Source organism: Neobacillus niacini NBRC 15566, from assembly GCF_001591505.1.
Lineage (GTDB): Bacteria > Bacillota > Bacilli > Bacillales > Cytobacillaceae > Neobacillus > Neobacillus niacini.
In genome coordinates this window covers 42,984-59,138 of sequence record NZ_BCVA01000012.1, presented here as the reverse complement: position 1 = coordinate 59,138, position 16,155 = coordinate 42,984, and the positions used below count along the sequence as shown (strand labels likewise).

The window sequence follows — 16,155 nt, the reverse complement described above, 5'->3', positions numbered from 1 at the left end:
ATTATCAATATGAGGTTATATGAAGTGTTATACAGCTCTAGTCGATCAATTATTTAATATAATATTACCAACCTTTTTCAACTGCTTCCATTTTCCTTTGTTTGCGGCTTTTTCCTTGATCGGCGCGATACTTGTCCACTTTCTGCTTTACGAGTGCAGGGTCCTGTTTTTTCGATAACATTTTAATAAACATGTCTTCTACTTTATAACTGATTGTTCGGTAAATGCCCATATTATCCGCCTCCCTTTAACGAATCATTTTTCTTGCTATATAAAATCTTCTGCCCAACCACACTAATGATAGACCCCCAAGGCCTCCAACAGCTGCTTTTTGGGTATCACTCTTTTTTTCTTCGTATTCTTTAAATCCCAACTGATAATTATGTTTAAAAATTACTTCACTGTTTTTGTATTGCGATGGAAGTTTGTAAGGTTCCCCTTCTTTTCCTAAAGCTAATCCATCCGCTTTGATTTGTTGGATTTCAGTATTGGATTCAAACCCTTCTTTATACCAATCTATTAACTTTTTATTCGTTAAATTAGGTTTCGTGTATTCCAACATCACAAAAGCCGCTTCATAACCTTGCTTTATGTACTCTTCTTTCAATTCTTTTTGAGCCATATCATACCCTTCATGATAAGCTGCAACATATACCTCTTCCATATCTTTTGGTACGTTAAGAACATCTTTCTTCCCATCCGCATAGCCTAAGTCTTTAGTTTCTTTTTTCTTAGCCTCTACACGCGCTGTAACAGCTTTACTAAAACCAGATTCAAAAGCTTGTTTTAAACCAGCATGGTTCGCATAAGCAGTCGGAAGGGATATAGTATCTTGTTTTTGTCCAAGTGCATATCCATCATCGGTCGCTTTTGTTTTTTCAGCTGTGACCTTGGCTTTTCCTTCTTCGTAACCTTTGTTATAACCAGTTGCATAGCCAACTTTAAAAGCCTCTGAGTTACTAGTCGAGACATTATTGCTTGCTGCCTCTTGGTAACCATCACTCAATCCTTGTGAATATCCTGCCTTTTCACCGGTGGCCATGTCTTTTTCATCTTGAAGGTGCTGTGCTTGTTCCGCACTATTATTTATCTTCGTTCTATCATACCCACTGGGAACTTCACAGGGTATCCCGTCATCCACTTGACCATTTCCCCATCCGTCTAAATTTTCCGGGTCGTTGGTTGCACTATAACCCTTAGCATTCCAATACGCCACCACTTCATCATAGTTAGCAAAATCTGTACAATCCTTATCTGTATTAACGATTGCAGCACCGCTTGAAGCACCACCGCCTCCGTTATGATAGTGATAACCCGTACAAAGACCTTTTGAAATTGATTTGTCGCTACAATTGTGCCCACCACTGGAATCTGTCCTACCTGAATGTGCCGAGGCAAAGGTACCAAACAGCAACACAAATAATAGAGTAAACAAAAATACTTTCTTATCCATCTTTCTCCCCCTGTATATCTATTTTCCTTATAAAAAAACAATCTCCTAGGAGATTGTTCACAAAAAACACATATTAATATAATTACATATTTACTACCTTGATAACAATAGTTACCTACCAATTTCCATTAAAAAAGAAATAATCTAAAAAAACTATGAACAATTAGCGTTACTTTCTTCTTGATAAAACCAAATACCTATTCTTTCTTACAATCTCTGTAAAAGGAGCCTTGATTAAACCACTAGTAGCTCAACTTTAAGTCTGACTCCTAAGCTGTCTTTTAATGAAGTCTAGTAGAGTTAGAAACATCAGTTGTCCAATTAGAAACCTATAATCTTTGCTTAAAGAGATTACAACTGCATGGATATTTCAATTGCTGGCTTTTATCCAAGCAAAGTTTGTTCTCGATCGAAGCTTGTCTTCCATAGACTTTACAAAATTATCATCTTACGCTCCCACTATCTCTTCGCCCTGCTTTAAAATTAAAATAATGATTGCTAACAAACCAGTAAAAGGGTGAAAATAAAAAGCGAACCTCAGCAACTTTTCTGAAGTTCGCATTCGATTAATAATATATATTTGTTAAACTACAATACCCTCATTATTTAGTAGTTGTGGAATAATCTCGTTATAATAACGTTCTTTATGAACCTGTTTCCGCGGAAATGGATGATAATACATCAACTTCCCCTTTGCTTTTAGACCGAAAACTTTAATACCCATATCATGAATCGCTGAGATCCATTGTTCTTTTAATTGATAAAGTTCAGACCCCTTTTCAGTACTCCATGCAAGTAGCACCCATGGATGGTTTTCTTCATTGAACTGTCGTATTATTGTTTTGTTTGTTTCGTATGATTGGATTAACCATTGTTTTTCCTTAACTGCGTTTTTTGAAGATGTATGTTGAAATGGAAAGAGATTATAAATATGAAAGCGTCCATTAAGAGGTTCTTTTTTTGATTGTTGTAAGATTTCAGCCAGCCTTTTCATTGTTTTATCTGGGATTAGTTCTCCAGTTTTTTCTTCATCATCAAACACATATGATTTATCAACAAAGCTTGCTTCACCAGGATTTAACATAATAATTGATCCAATAGAGGTACTACCGTTTCCGAACTGCAGGAATGTTTCTTTCCTACATATACAATCATTCCATTTATAGAATGTACCAAAGGCTTTATAGCTGTCCAAAACTCTCCCTCATTTGCTAAATAATATGAAATAACAATTTAAATAACTAAAACTTGTATGCTTTAAATCTCCAGAGCAACCCGCACCCTACTCAACTGGTTCGTAGTCATATTGCCTTAAAAGATCTCTCACCTTTTCGACCTCTTCATCTGTAAATAGTTCTTTATATTTCGGATTCAATATTAATGATTCTACAGTAAGGTCTAGTCTCCCTAATTCCCAAAGTGTCGTAAAGCCATCTGTGGGCTGATTTCGATGAATAAATCCTTTTGCTACTGTCAGACCATCCTGATTTACCACCATCTGCAAGAATCGATTGGCATTGTATCCACATTCCCTTTTCGCCTTTTGATAAATGGCAATCATATCCTTGTGAAATTCCTTTTTAAGAGCCACTTTGCTCCCTCCTTTATCTTTCATTTATATATTTCTACAAAATTCTATATTTTTCCTTTTTCACAGTAGACTATTAGAGGATAAAGTACCCAAACATGTTCTAATATATGGTAAATTAAATAGAGAAACAGCAGGGAGTGTTTATATGAAGATTGAAATCGGAGAGTCATTAATGCTGTCCTGGCTCAAACATATAAAGAAGTGCCAAACAGCACAATTAAATTGGAAAGCTTCCACCCATTCATGGGAGATTTATAATGAGGAAAAGATAAAAAAGATCATGAATGCCACCAAGAAGTATTTTATGGAAAAACATAATCTGAATATCTACAAAAATACCACTTCACATTTGCAGCTGTTGCAGCAAGGTGAAATTGATGTACTCGGACTAGAGGTTAAAGAGGGCAGCATTGCCAATATTTATGGTGTAGATGTCGCTTTTCATGAATCCGGTCTGAACTATGGTAGCAGTATCGGAACGATCGAGAGAATTATTAAAAAAATGATCCGTACTGCATTCCTTATCCATGGATACATTAATCTATCAAAAGGAACGATCATTTTTGCTTCTCCTAAAATACATAAAGCAATTTACGATCCCCTCTGTAGCTCCGTTTATTTATTAAATAAGATTTTCAAAGTATTTGAATTAGACTTTACCTTCATCCTTTATGGAAACCAAGACTTTAGAAACGACATATTTGAACCAGTTGTCAGTCTTTCAAAATCGGTAGCAGACACATCTGAACTGTTTTTAGGAAGCAGCCAAATGTACAATCTATTTTCCGATACAAAAATAGAAAATAAATCAACTACTACTGAGATTAAACCACAAAGAACTAGTTCTATAATTTCAACAGAACCAGTTAAAAATGATATCAATCACCTAAAAATTGGGGCATTGGTCCGAAATGAATTTGATAGACTTATTAGAAATAATTTATTATCTGATGAAATGATTAAGCATTTGTTAGACGAGAAGTACTCCAAATTAACCTTTAATGTTAACTATCCAATTTTAAGAAAAATAAATGCTGATCAATCTACTTTCGATCAGAGAATGATCAATGGCTATAGCCGGTACTGGTCTACAATTTATAAAATAAACGGAAAACGATACTTTATATGTAATGACTGGTATGAAAAAAGTAGAACAAAATTTTTAAACTGGGTTGATCGGTTAAAATAAGAAAACAAAAAAGAGTCTATAAAGAATAATTATAGGCTCTTTAAAATGGTTATTCTTAAATAAGATTATTATGTAAACTTTACCCAAATTACCAAATTACACTTAATATACTAGTTAACACATTTAAGCAAAACATTAGCTACCTTAGAAATTTGAAAAGTTACTATCGGACCATCCATGAAGGTGTTTTATTCCTAGCACATCTACCAAATGAATTATTCTATTAATAATCTGCTCTCGGCTAATATTTTTACTTATAATCTTTGACAAGTTAGCATACTCCTTCGGGTGAATTTAGAAGTCTTGGGCATTTATTAAGACGCAATGAGAAATCATGACACTACAATCTGCACAGTTAATAAAAAAACAGCAACCCTCAACACATATTCGTATTGAGGGTTGCTGAACTAGTCTTTGACTTATTTCAGTTCATTTGAATAGTTTATGCTCGCAATACTCTCAACACAAGCCAAAACCTTCTCCTTCAGCATTACATCTCCAACCCCCGGAACAACTTGAATAGCACCCATTTTGTATCTCTGATGGAAATCATCTCGAAAATATCGTAATCCTTCCGCCTGATCGTCTTTGGTAGGCGTTAAAATATATACTTCCTCTACCGCTCTATTTCCGGTGTCTCGATGAATAATTCCATCACGATATTTATGCATTTCACCTTGAGCGGTTCCAAGATTATCGGGTACGCGGTATTTAGGATCAAAGATGACGATGCCACGTTCACCTTCCAAGACAATATCTGGAATCATCCTTTGCGTATACGTGTGGAAGGTCTTGGTATTAAATTGATAGGTTCGCTGATAGTATAAAGAAAGCCCGCCTGCTAATTGAATTTGACTTTCCTTATTTTCTGCCAGCTGCAGAAAAATTCCATCCAGTTTTGTTTGAAATAGACTTCTTGTGTCAAGGACTAGCCCTGCTTCCCTTAAGATTTTCACGATTTTCATAAAACACCACATTTCATACAATTGAAAGGTGTCTTTTAGTGAAATCGGATAATCAAAGCCAATCCCTTCCCGGTTATGTTTATATAGCGTGTCAAACCATTGATACCAGTTGCGGTAAACGGGATGCTTGCGAAATTTTTGCGTAATGGTGTATGGACCTTGATTGGCCGTTATTTCCCTGATAAAGGAACTATTCAGCCAACGTTCTACAACACCCCTATACTTAGAGGATTTACGCGCAACACCTTCAAGCTCCACACTTTCATATTTTTTTAGCAGCCGGGATAAATCCTGCAATTGCTGCTTTAACACTTGATTTTCGTACAGATTTAGTATTTCAAGTGTTTTTTCATTTTGCACATGACTCGGAATATCTCCCCCGTGGCCTTTTACATCCAGCCAGCGTAAGGTGACTTGTTCCGAATGCTTTACTTTTTCTCGTTTCATCATCATTACATGCTTTTCAATCCCTCGAAATGGCTGTTTTTCTATTTTCGAAAACAGTTGTTTTAATTGTGTGAAGGATTGGTCAATATAGCTCCACTGTGTCCAGGTGATATCACGATTTTTGCCGGAAGCATTCACATGAGTTTCTAATCCGCTGAATTGAAAACAGCTGTTGGCCTCATGTAAAATTTCTGCCAGCATTCCATTAAATTGCTCTTCCGTCAGCTTTCGATCATCTGGGTAAATATAGGTTTCATAGTCATGTCCGTTTAAAAACACCTTTAAAGTCCCAAATTGAAACGGTGTGATGAACACAGCGTAATAGGCATTTTGTTCCTGGTAAAAAGGCAAAGGAACTCCCTGCATTCGAACATCCACATGGCTTCCTTTGTACCGAAGCTTATATTCCGTAGCCTCAGTAAGATAAGCATCCAGAAAAGGAGTCCAACCTTGCCTTATATCCCATAGTTCAAGGATGCTATCTCCAGAATTGTGTTGCTCCATAGTACTCCAGCTCCTCTTTCATCCGTTTCACATGCTGAAGTGAGGCAGAATTAGGAAGTAAGTTTCCTTCCATCCACAGTTCCAAACCTGAAAGCATTTCTGCTATCCGCTCATCTCCCCGGATTTTGGTTAATACTTTTTCAGAAATCACGCGGTCCAGAGCATCCATTGGGTCCATCTGATGCTCGTCTGGAAGCTGAAAATTGGCATATAATTTTTGGAGCATTTCCCCCATTGATCGATAGCCAAAGTGCAGTTCAAATCGGGATAGTGTTTGGTGCAATTCTCTAAGGATATGAAATTCTCGGGATAGGGCTGCCTTCAAATCCTGATTGGCTCGCTCCCAATAAGAATCAAAATCCACATCTGAAAGGGTCATCACAAAGGCACGATCAAGAACTTTATCAGATATAGAATGTGTTGTTTCATCAACATTTAGGGTTCCCAATACATAAACATTTGGAGGAATCACAAGTTTTCTCGGAATATCCGTAATCGAATCATCCTGGTGGAGAGGAATTTCTTTTCGTGATTCCACCGCACTCAAATAATCACTTAAGTAATACTCAACACGGGCAAGATTCATCTCATCCAGTAAGATAAAATGAGGTTTTTCCCGCTCCTTTAATGCATTCAAAAGGACATTTAAAAATTCCGTTTTGACATAGCGTTTTTCAAAGGAACTATAATAGCCGAAAAGCGCGCTAGCATCGGTCCAGTCTGGCCGCACAGGGATGATGGTAAAATACGGATTCTCACTTTCATATTCCAGTCCATAAACAGCATTCGCATAAAGACGGCAGAGCTGCGTTTTTCCTGTGCCTGAAATCCCGCTTAACAAGACAAAATGCTTATCGTCGAGCGAGGTTAAATTTAAATGTAAGTCACGAATAATTTCTTTTGAAAAAGTAAATTGACTCGTTGATATCATGTTATTAATTTCATGAAAGGTAAAATTCGGTTCCAGACCCTCTTCATTTTCTATATCACTTTCTCCTTCTGTCTCAGAGAGCAGTTCTTCCGAAGGTAATTCCAGCTTTTTACTAGCATGGGCAAATAAGAGTGCCGATACAATAAATTTCTTCTTTACAATTTCTACCCCTTCAACAAACGATTGTGTTTCATTATTAAAGGCCCCAACACAATAGGAAGTTCCGTCTACATGAAAATCATGTGCTTGTAACAAGCGCATAGCTTCATTCATCACAGCTTGGTTATCAAGGTTGTGTGTCGCAAACACTTTAGTAATCCACCAATCCTTTACGTTTGATCCAATGATTTCTCTTGCATTCGTAAAAATATGGTTATGGCCCTCAAGCTGCACAATAATGGTTTGAAACGGCGAATTCTTATCATGGTATTGAAGATAATAGAGAACCCCTTTGGTGACCAATTGATCTCCGTCATGAATAAAAAACGCTTGACGTTTCCCGTTTGTTTTCTCATTTTCTACTGCTGAAATATCAACGGAATAGTTGCGGCCGAGCAAGCGTATTTCTTGAATGTTCCGAGTGGAAGCCAGTGATAACAATGCATCATATGCTTTTTTCGAAACATCAATCTCTTCATTATAAAATTGACGGAAGCCCCCCAGTTTCTCCCAGGCATCCACGAGTTCAGATTGTAAAGCTTTTTCCTCGATATGCCCTTCTAATGGCAGACTGGTTCCAATTTGAAACCATGGCCTTTTCCTCGGTTTTACACAAGCTTTTATGTATTGGGTAAATTCATCTTTTTCTATGATCGTTTTTTCGGTCCATCCTGTAAAAATGGAATAGTGGGAAGGAATGGCACGTAAAACGTTATGTATTTTGTCATTTCTCACCCATGCCCAAAATGGGATGAAATTTAACTCAGAATGAAACATCATCATACGATTGATACCATCAAACTCAAGTGTCAAAAGGTTATATTCATTTTCATCTACTTTACGATTGAGCTTAATGAAATATTTACGGCCAATATTGGAATCCTTTTTCTTTTCCGCGTAAGTGGGATTCCGAGCATCACTATATGTGGTTGATAGTGTGGTATCATAGCTTTTGATAATAAACTCGGTTCCAAGCGGTACCCCAATCGATTCAATAAACCATTGAAATAAAGGTTTTATTACTGGCGCTATCTCATCCAGTACTTTTCGACAGCGAATTTCTGTATTGTCTTCATTAAACAGAGACTGATAATAGGTAAGATCTAACAAACACGTCACCCAGCTTCCATATTCAAATATATCTATATTATAACGGAAATGGGATTATATAGTATCTAGATAAACCGATTTTACCGTTCCACCGTTTAAAAAACTTTATTATTCTTCACTACTGGAAATTACCTTTGTTTAGGACATTTTAAGGTGTTCTGTATATTAACCAATATTAATTTTAATAGTTTTATAGTAATGCTTGTATTTAATAGCGATAATTGTAAAGAGCGACCATCAATTATTTGGGCCGCTCTTTTACCATAAATCATTCTTATTTTGAATATTTATTTGTGGTAACGAACCACTTTATATTGTTTTATAAGAGATTGCAGCACCAATCCCAAACCCATTTACTATATCCTGTTCCATTCCTTTAATTCTATTAAAGGTATCTTGATTTACCTCTACACCATTAAACCTTTGCCTATTCTTTCCATTTTCTACAATAGTCTCCCATGTTACTGGTTTATAGACACAAACAACTTCTTTATCTAGAATACCTGCCACATATTCAACTTTTTGAGCTCTTGTTTTATTTGCTCTCCAGTTTCCTCTAGTAGCTTCGTAGTAATCTTTTCCATCCTTTTTAACAGCATTCTGTATTTTTACCGCGAGAATCTCATTTTTCATTGACTTTTATCTCCTTCTATAAGTCATCAAAATAGGTAATATCTAATTAGAATTATTAAAATTATCCGATACAATTATTAAATATAATTTAGTAACACAGTAACAACGATTAAACGCTCAGATACAGTAAATTATTTAATAAACCACGTAGAAAAATGTGAAGATTAGTCCTTCTCCCTAACCCATTCAGATATGGCCATTTTGATATAAATACTTTCCTCTTGCAGTCGTTCAATTTCTATAAATTCATTTACTCGTTCTCGTATTTGGAGTTGCAAATTATGAAAAGGTACTTTTTTGGCACCCGTGATCCCAAGTTTTCCACCAATTCTTTCAAGTTTTACTTTATCAATGGTTACCGTATTTAACTCAGGGAATAGTAGAATAAACATCCTGTTAACGTAAGCCAATGGCTTGTTCCCACTAAACTGGTACCGATCTAGATATTCCAGAAGTCCAACCTCTTTAATTTTACTTATCGAAAGATTTTTTTGTACAGCGAGTTCGGTAAGTTGATAGAGTTTATTGTGAGTCTTATCATCTTCAAGGAATTCAATAAAATTACTTTTATTCATTTTTCCTATCCCTACTGAGCTAACAGCTTCTGCTCTTTTTGAAATAAATATCATATTCAGATAATCAACTATTTTAGGTATATCATTTGAGCCTGCGAGTAAACTATCAATTTCCTTATAAAGCTCATTACTCGTTTTCTCATAATAGGAATCTTTCTTCATATCCTCTCTTAGATTTATATACGCATTTTTTAATAGCTGATAGCTTTGTTCATTTAGCAAATTAATAACACCTCATTCAATAGAATTTTTATTTCGGGGCATGAATACCGTTTTTAAAAATATGTATGACAGCAGTGCTTTTGACTTTTTTCCATGGGCTTCTACGAGTTTACAAAGTTGTTCCATTAATTTTTTGACCCTTCTTTGATTCAACTGGTAATTTAATAAACCCTTCTTTCAGGATTTTCTTAGTGTCTACTCCTGTTTTTCTCTTGACCCTATCATACTTTGAAGTGTTCATGTTCTTATAGCCTATGTATTTACTTGGACCTAATACATTTAATTCAGGTATATAATACCAGTGTCTAAACATAGTAAGTTGTGAAATGATTTCAGTGTTATCTTCTAAATCTTTATTAAACTTGGTAATATTATCTACTACTTCTTTCAGTGAGGTAACAAGTTCGTCCATACCATTCCATTCCCGCCATATTTAAGTGTTTAGCTTCTTAGAAATAATCACCACGGTACTATTATACTATAAAATCACCTAAATAATGGTACTTTTAGGGTGGTATTAAAAATTTCGGGATATTATCAACCACCAAATAATGTCCGGCTTAGACCGTGAAGAAATTGAAGAACGAAATAAATAATATAAGTTACTACACACCATACGTTTACTAGTCAGAGAGATAACAAAAAAAATAGAGGGCTTAAGTGCCCTCTATAATTTCAAAGAAATCAACTTCTACATTTTATCCACAGGATGGCACATGTGGCACTTCTCTCTAACAAGTTCACAACTTTACTAAGCTCATAACCAAAGTTTTATATTATGATTTTTTTCGGCATCCATACATCAGTAAACCCATTTTCAACTGAATAATCATACAAATCCTTTAGTTTTGTGTTGGTATAGACTCTCATATCTTCTCTTTTTCTAATTTCCGGAATGGCTATCAAGGTATTGTTACGGTCTATTACCGTCTCTAAAAACAGCTTATTGGCCAATTTATCACTTTTTGACAAATTACAAGCGCTGCACGCGATAACAAGATTCCAAAGCTGGTCTGCCTGCACGAAGCTCCAGGGAATAAAGTGATCCACATGTGCATTTTCTTTCTTAATGGCTTTTCCACAGTAAAAACATTTGCTGCTATAAAAGGCGGAAAGCACATGATAAAACTGGTCTAATGAAGAACGCTTTGAGACGTTTTCAACCTTAAGCAACAGATTTGTGATGTCACCTTTTTCATTAAATTTTTCTAAAAATAAAGCAAGATGATAATTCGTTAAATAATTTAATACTCGCTGGAACCGCTGCATAAAGGAATAAAAAGTACTATTGAGTCTTAGCTGTTCCTTCCCATTATCGAAATCGTAAATGGTGCAGCCTGTGTCTCCGTAGATAGCTCCCATGACATTAATCTTACATCTTTTCGTCACCTTGTTAATGATTTCAATCTGTAATTCAATGGAAAGCCGATCAAAAACGAGCGTATGCGGAATTTGATACTTCGACTGTACTTTCAATAGGATTCTTTGTACCTCCGCCTTTTTATCCGTCATATTTATTTGATTAAGATTATGATGGATAACCAGATTCCAATAAATTTTGGAAAAGCTAGAAAACAAAACGGAATAATTCAACTCCAGCTTTTCATTCACATTGTATAAGTTCTCTAGTAGTGATTTAATCAATACAAATTTATAGGTAGTCGAATTTTTTGATTTTGAAGAGAAAATATAATTAAAATGTGCCCATATTTCTCTATCTGTTAAATAGGAGGCCTTCATTTCTCCCACTTGTAATTTGTAGCTCATGCACCGTCACCTGCTATGCTGAAATGAATTAATTATTTTTCATAAACACTCATTTTTAATCATCAACCTGAATTAAAAAGATTTTTTCTTCGAACCCGCCTCGCTTTTCAGCCTTTTCGAGTCGTACCTTCTCCACCTTTTCAAATGAAGCACCATGACATTTCGCTAATGCATGAATAATTTCAAGTAGATCGGCTAATTCTTCAATAGCATGCTCATCATTTTTGGCATTCAAATATTCGTGTAATTCTTCGTAACTCTTATTTTTTAATTCTTTTATGTATTGTTCTTCACTCAGGATTTTTGTTGAAAACTCTTTACCCGTTTTTTTAATCATTTCCGGTATAAGGTCACGAACAAGTTTGTTATATAAAGGCAAGCTACATACCCCTTTGCTTAATAAGTGAATAGTTGCCTAAAAGTCATCATTTACTCTTTAGGCAACGTGAATGATTTATAATGTTACGTTTAAACTTTGACCATCTCTTTTTAATAAAGAATGTATCTTAACGTGGTCATTCATCGAATCTGTAACTTCTATTTCTCCAATAAATAGTCTTCCTTCAATCATCTCTTCGTCCAGGTAATTGCCATTCTTGTCTTTAACTAATTCCATATAGTCCATAAGTTCACGTAAGCCGGTTATCGCATATTCCGTTCGTTTTGTATCTTTAACTTCACCGATGATGACTTTTTTTAAATCTCCTGTTTCTTTTGTGTAAACCTCCACAATGATATCTGGTCTGCCGCGCCAGTACGTGGTGGTATCGAAATGACCTAGAAAGCTTGTTTCTGCAATTTGTAAGGCACGATTCATCGAAGTCAATTTTTTTCTAATAAAAGGATGTTCATGCTTTCCCACTTCTTCAGTAGAAATATAAAAAGAAAGATTGGATGAGCCTGTTGAATCATGATAAATATGATATTCATGAACATGATCATCCCAGTTTGCCACTTGATTATTCCGCCCATCGATTAGCTGCAATTGGGCATTTTCCGTGCTATTTTTGATTAATTGAATAGTCCAATATAACTCAAATAACACATCTTCCTTTTCAGGAAATATAAACGTTTCTCTTATTAGCTCCTCTAAAACGTCTTTATCCAACTTCGCTTTCATAATTTCACGATAATCCAGTAACAGTTGGGCTGCCTGGCGATACAATGAATGACGATGTGTGAGTGTTTTTTGTATCATTCGTTCTGTAACCTTGGTTTCACCAGATTGTACTTTTGAAAGATAAATATTTTTACGGTACATGTCATCCACAACACCCTTTAATTGCAACCACTCTGAAAAATACTCATAATTTTCAATTCGACTCGTATCAATTTTTATAAACAGTATCTGATAAAGAGTAAAGAGTAATTCCTTTAAGACAAGGTTTTCGGTGATGTCATAGTTCCGTATCGATTCGTTGCAAGAAAAGATAGTTCGATCACGATGATTTATCCTTAATCGTTCTTTGATTGTATTTGACCAATTTATCTGCCCTCGAACTTCTCCGATGTAGGTTTCATTTGTCACCTTTGTAGATGTTTTAAATCGGCGAATCAGAACAGGGAGTTCCCGAACAAACTTTTTAACATCTGAACGTAGTAAATAATGAATCATCAGCATGTGGTCTAGCTGGGAGATGTTCAAGTTTGCTTTTTTAATAAAAGAATTTAGACCAACCCTCCCGGCCTTCAGATAGATAAGGAGAAAGTCACTAACCTCTTCTATAATCTCTGTTCGTTTCATCATTTACTCCTTTATCTGGAAAAAGTCATAGGCGAAATTCAGCAGCCGGTCAACATCTATTTCTTTCATTTCACCAACTCGATGGATAAATTCTAGTATTTTGTGATCCAATAATCCCTCAAACTGCGGCATGACGTATAAGATAATGGCAGAAGTAAAGTCTCCATCTTCTTCTGTGTACATGGCAAGGTCTTCAACAATCGCTGGCCCAATTTGTCTGTATTCGTTAATGAGCTTCCATAATTGTGCTAAAGGACGAGTAAAGCTGTACTGGTAAATCCCCCAATGAGATAGATACGATTCAACTAGTCCCTCTGATATATTTTTAGGTACACCAACTGGAATAAATGCAAAACGTCTCATAAAGGCATAGCTCATTTCATACAGCGTTGCTTTATCAAAGGTATTCATTGTCCCTATTAATCGCCAATCTTGCGGAATCACATATTCGAAATCATTTACGGCAGAGCTACCCTCGTCCGTTTGAGGATGAATCACTACTTGTTCCCCGCTTTCAGCTGTAAAAGGAAGGGTAACCGCATCACCAGTTAATGCTGAAAACAAAGAACCAAACGCTTTATCGATATCGGCACGATTCATTTCATCTATAATCAGCCATTCATTTTGAGATTGATAGGTAGTTGGATGTTTGAAGCAGGATAAAAACAATCCTGGCTTAAACGACAACGTTCCATCTGCTTCTGGACGATAGCCACCAATGGTTTCATAGGTAGACCAATCCGAGGTAGCAGTCGTCATTTGATACTTCACATCAAAGCTGCGGCAAATTTCCTTTGCTAGTTTTGACTTACCAGTTCCAGGTGGTCCAGTTAAAATGATATTTTTTCCATTCTTAAGTGCAGTTTGTGCTTGTTTAATAATGATTTCTAAATCTTCAAAATGCAGATTTTTAATTGTAATCGTTTTAGTGAAATCAATTTCAGGTAATTCTTCATGTTGTTCTATTATTTCTGTATCCTCTATTGCTAGGATTGCCTCGAATTCTTCCTTAGACAGCTCAAATAAACTACCTTGGGCACCATTTTTAATCGGAGAAGAGTCCTCTAGCTCCTCTACATCAAGAATTCGGCTCCAAGAGATAGGTTCTACATCCCGGATATAACGGAAGGAAACACCTTCGACCGGTTCGTCAAAGCCGTCATGAGATTCTGTGTGCAATCCTTCGACAACCTCTCCTAATGCTACAATTTCCTTTCGAGGAGTGGATTCATAAAATAGGATTTTATCTTTTGGCTGTGCAGATTCAAATGCTTTGAAGACCCTTCTCTTGTTGCGCTTTTCGTTATAGGCCGTATAAAAAACCGTCTCACCGTTCTTTATTTTGCTTACATCCCAAATGGAAGGATTGGACGTTAACCAAAAATATCGAATATCTTCATCAATGTTTCCAAGATCTAAACCGTTCAATAAAAGTCCCTCTCTTGCTACCTGATAAAAAATGGCTTGTTCTAAGTTAATCTGATTATGTATACGGTATTGAGACCTCTTCTGCGTTTCAAAAATATTTCTTATGTATTGAATGGTGTCTTCATAATTTTCTTCCATTGAATTTGGAAGCTGCTGAACGTCTTCAAACGGCAGGCAATAAAGTTTTATTCTTCTCTTTTCAATCCCCTTTGCAAAAGGATTATAGGCTTTATAGTTGTTAAGTTCACTGGACTCAGTTAAGGGAAGATACATGGACGGTTGATTTTGCTCGTCTTTGGAAAAAGATAACAACAACCAACTGCAAAAATTAACATGGATTGCTTTACGATCTCTACGATAAGTTATCGCAAGTCTTTCATCTCCTGGTCCCTTTATACCAAGTTGAGTCACCATATCATGAATAAAATCAAATGCCCAATTTGCTTCATTCATGGTATTAAAAATATTTTTCTTCCCTACTAGTTTTTCTAAATCGTTATTTTTAGACGAGTTAAAATTTCTTGGTATTGTCATAAAAAAAATCCTTTCTTAACTACCTAATATATATTATTAAGTAAATTCTACAATAAATAGGAATGATCTCCAATAAATCTTGTAAATTCAAAAGTGATTTATCAAGAAAAAAAGCTCTTTTCCAAATAGGAAAGAGCCTATCAATAATATATAGAAATTCTGATATGAACCATTTTTACTACTGTACCCCTAACTTCCCTTTATTTTGCAATAAACAATTGGTAAACAAATATTTTCTTATTTTAGAATATAATTTCGCGTTTATTTGACTGTTTTCTACCAAAAACTATCAAATTTCCCAAAATAGTATTGTATTTTGATTAACATTCTTCTATTAATAGTAATATAGGAAAATTAGACCAGTTACATAAATATTTAGTATCACAGAGAGCGGAGTGAAAAAATGCTTAAAGGACTCATTAATAAACTATTAAAAACAACTCAACCTTCTAGTACTCCTCATACACATTCAATTAGCCAGGCAGAAGTGGAGGCTTTAGTAGATGCAAAGCTAAAAGAACATGCTGCAGCATTAGAGAACACACTAACCGAACAAGTGAACCAGCAAAGGGGTTCTAGCCAGGATAAAGATCAAACTTTATCAGCAAAGCAAATCGAATATGCACTTTCATTACTTGAAAAAGTTAAAGAAGAATTTGAGCTGGCTATCAATCCATCAGATTTAACTGAAAAAGATTTAAATAGATTAATTGTTTACAATCGTTATAAAAATAAGGGAACGCTTATTAACCTGGTGAAAAAGGGAGTTTTAAAAAGGCATTAATAAGTATAAAAAAGTTCCTTTTTGAAAATCCCCAAACCGGTAATGGTTTGGGGATTTACTTTTTTATATTAGAAAGATTTTCTATACGTACTGATTATTGTTATGATCAGGAGGATTAT

General features: G+C 35.3%; 15 protein-coding genes. 2 read left to right on the top strand and 13 right to left on the bottom strand.

The window, feature by feature from the left end:
* Positions 1 to 64 precede the first annotated feature (64 nt).
* From BANA01_RS29515 to BANA01_RS12025, 4 genes are all read right to left on the bottom strand, one after another.
* A complete protein-coding gene (locus BANA01_RS29515) occupies positions 65 to 232 on the bottom strand; it encodes a hypothetical protein (protein WP_157411774.1) in 168 nt (55 codons plus the stop codon).
* 15 nt (positions 233 to 247) lie between these two features.
* A complete protein-coding gene (locus BANA01_RS12035; RefSeq protein ID WP_063253294.1) occupies positions 248 to 1,453 on the bottom strand; it encodes a YHYH domain-containing protein in 1,206 nt (401 codons plus the stop codon).
* Positions 1,454 to 2,036: 583 nt separating this feature from the next.
* Entirely contained in the window at positions 2,037 to 2,648 is a 612-nt protein-coding gene (locus BANA01_RS12030; protein ID WP_063253293.1) for a DUF1643 domain-containing protein, read from the bottom strand.
* A gap of 87 nt (positions 2,649 to 2,735) precedes the next feature.
* Entirely contained in the window at positions 2,736 to 3,044 is a 309-nt protein-coding gene (locus tag BANA01_RS12025) for a hypothetical protein (protein ID WP_235847123.1), read from the bottom strand.
* Positions 3,045 to 3,189: 145 nt separating this feature from the next.
* On the opposite strand from BANA01_RS12025, the gene BANA01_RS12020 reads away from it, so the two are divergent.
* On the top strand, positions 3,190 to 4,233 hold the full coding sequence (locus BANA01_RS12020; protein ID WP_063253291.1) for a hypothetical protein: 1,044 nt from the start codon (positions 3,190 to 3,192) through the stop codon (positions 4,231 to 4,233).
* Between the two features lie 419 nt (positions 4,234 to 4,652).
* Here the strand turns inward: BANA01_RS12020 and BANA01_RS12015 are convergent, their stop codons facing one another.
* From BANA01_RS12015 to BANA01_RS11975, 9 genes are all read right to left on the bottom strand, one after another.
* On the bottom strand, positions 4,653 to 6,149 hold the full coding sequence (locus tag BANA01_RS12015) for a DUF2357 domain-containing protein (RefSeq protein ID WP_034675101.1): 1,497 nt from the start codon (positions 6,147 to 6,149) through the stop codon (positions 4,653 to 4,655).
* Positions 6,124 to 8,358: an McrB family protein gene (locus BANA01_RS12010; protein WP_169803688.1), complete on the bottom strand. Its 2,235-nt coding sequence runs from the start codon at positions 8,356 to 8,358 to the stop codon at positions 6,124 to 6,126. The genes BANA01_RS12015 and BANA01_RS12010 overlap by 26 nt, the downstream gene beginning before the upstream one ends.
* A 300-nt stretch (positions 8,359 to 8,658) precedes the next feature.
* Entirely contained in the window at positions 8,659 to 8,982 is a 324-nt protein-coding gene (locus BANA01_RS12005) for a hypothetical protein (RefSeq protein ID WP_034675103.1), read from the bottom strand.
* A gap of 164 nt (positions 8,983 to 9,146) precedes the next feature.
* Positions 9,147 to 9,779, bottom strand: a complete 633-nt coding sequence (locus tag BANA01_RS12000; protein WP_034675106.1) for a hypothetical protein — start codon at positions 9,777 to 9,779, stop codon at positions 9,147 to 9,149.
* A 109-nt stretch (positions 9,780 to 9,888) separates the two neighbouring features.
* Positions 9,889 to 10,191: a hypothetical protein gene (locus BANA01_RS11995; RefSeq protein WP_052106367.1), complete on the bottom strand. Its 303-nt coding sequence runs from the start codon at positions 10,189 to 10,191 to the stop codon at positions 9,889 to 9,891.
* A gap of 359 nt (positions 10,192 to 10,550) precedes the next feature.
* The gene (locus tag BANA01_RS11990; RefSeq protein ID WP_034675108.1) at positions 10,551 to 11,546 is read right to left on the bottom strand and encodes an HNH endonuclease; all 996 of its coding nucleotides are present in this window, start codon (positions 11,544 to 11,546) and stop codon (positions 10,551 to 10,553) included.
* 55 nt (positions 11,547 to 11,601) lie between these two features.
* Positions 11,602 to 11,925, bottom strand: a complete 324-nt coding sequence (locus BANA01_RS11985; RefSeq protein WP_034675111.1) for a nucleoside triphosphate pyrophosphohydrolase — start codon at positions 11,923 to 11,925, stop codon at positions 11,602 to 11,604.
* A gap of 75 nt (positions 11,926 to 12,000) precedes the next feature.
* Positions 12,001 to 13,290, bottom strand: coding sequence for a hypothetical protein (locus BANA01_RS11980; RefSeq protein ID WP_034675113.1), 1,290 nt, complete (start codon positions 13,288 to 13,290; stop codon positions 12,001 to 12,003).
* 3 nt (positions 13,291 to 13,293) lie between these two features.
* Positions 13,294 to 15,252 (bottom strand): AAA family ATPase, encoded by a 1,959-nt coding sequence (locus BANA01_RS11975; protein WP_052106368.1) that lies wholly within the window; start codon positions 15,250 to 15,252, stop codon positions 13,294 to 13,296.
* Positions 15,253 to 15,655: 403 nt separating this feature from the next.
* Here BANA01_RS11975 and BANA01_RS11970 point away from each other — a divergent pair, with 403 nt between their 5' ends.
* Positions 15,656 to 16,036, top strand: coding sequence for an ABC transporter ATP-binding protein (locus tag BANA01_RS11970; RefSeq protein ID WP_235847122.1), 381 nt, complete (start codon positions 15,656 to 15,658; stop codon positions 16,034 to 16,036).
* Positions 16,037 to 16,155: the final 119 nt, after the last annotated feature.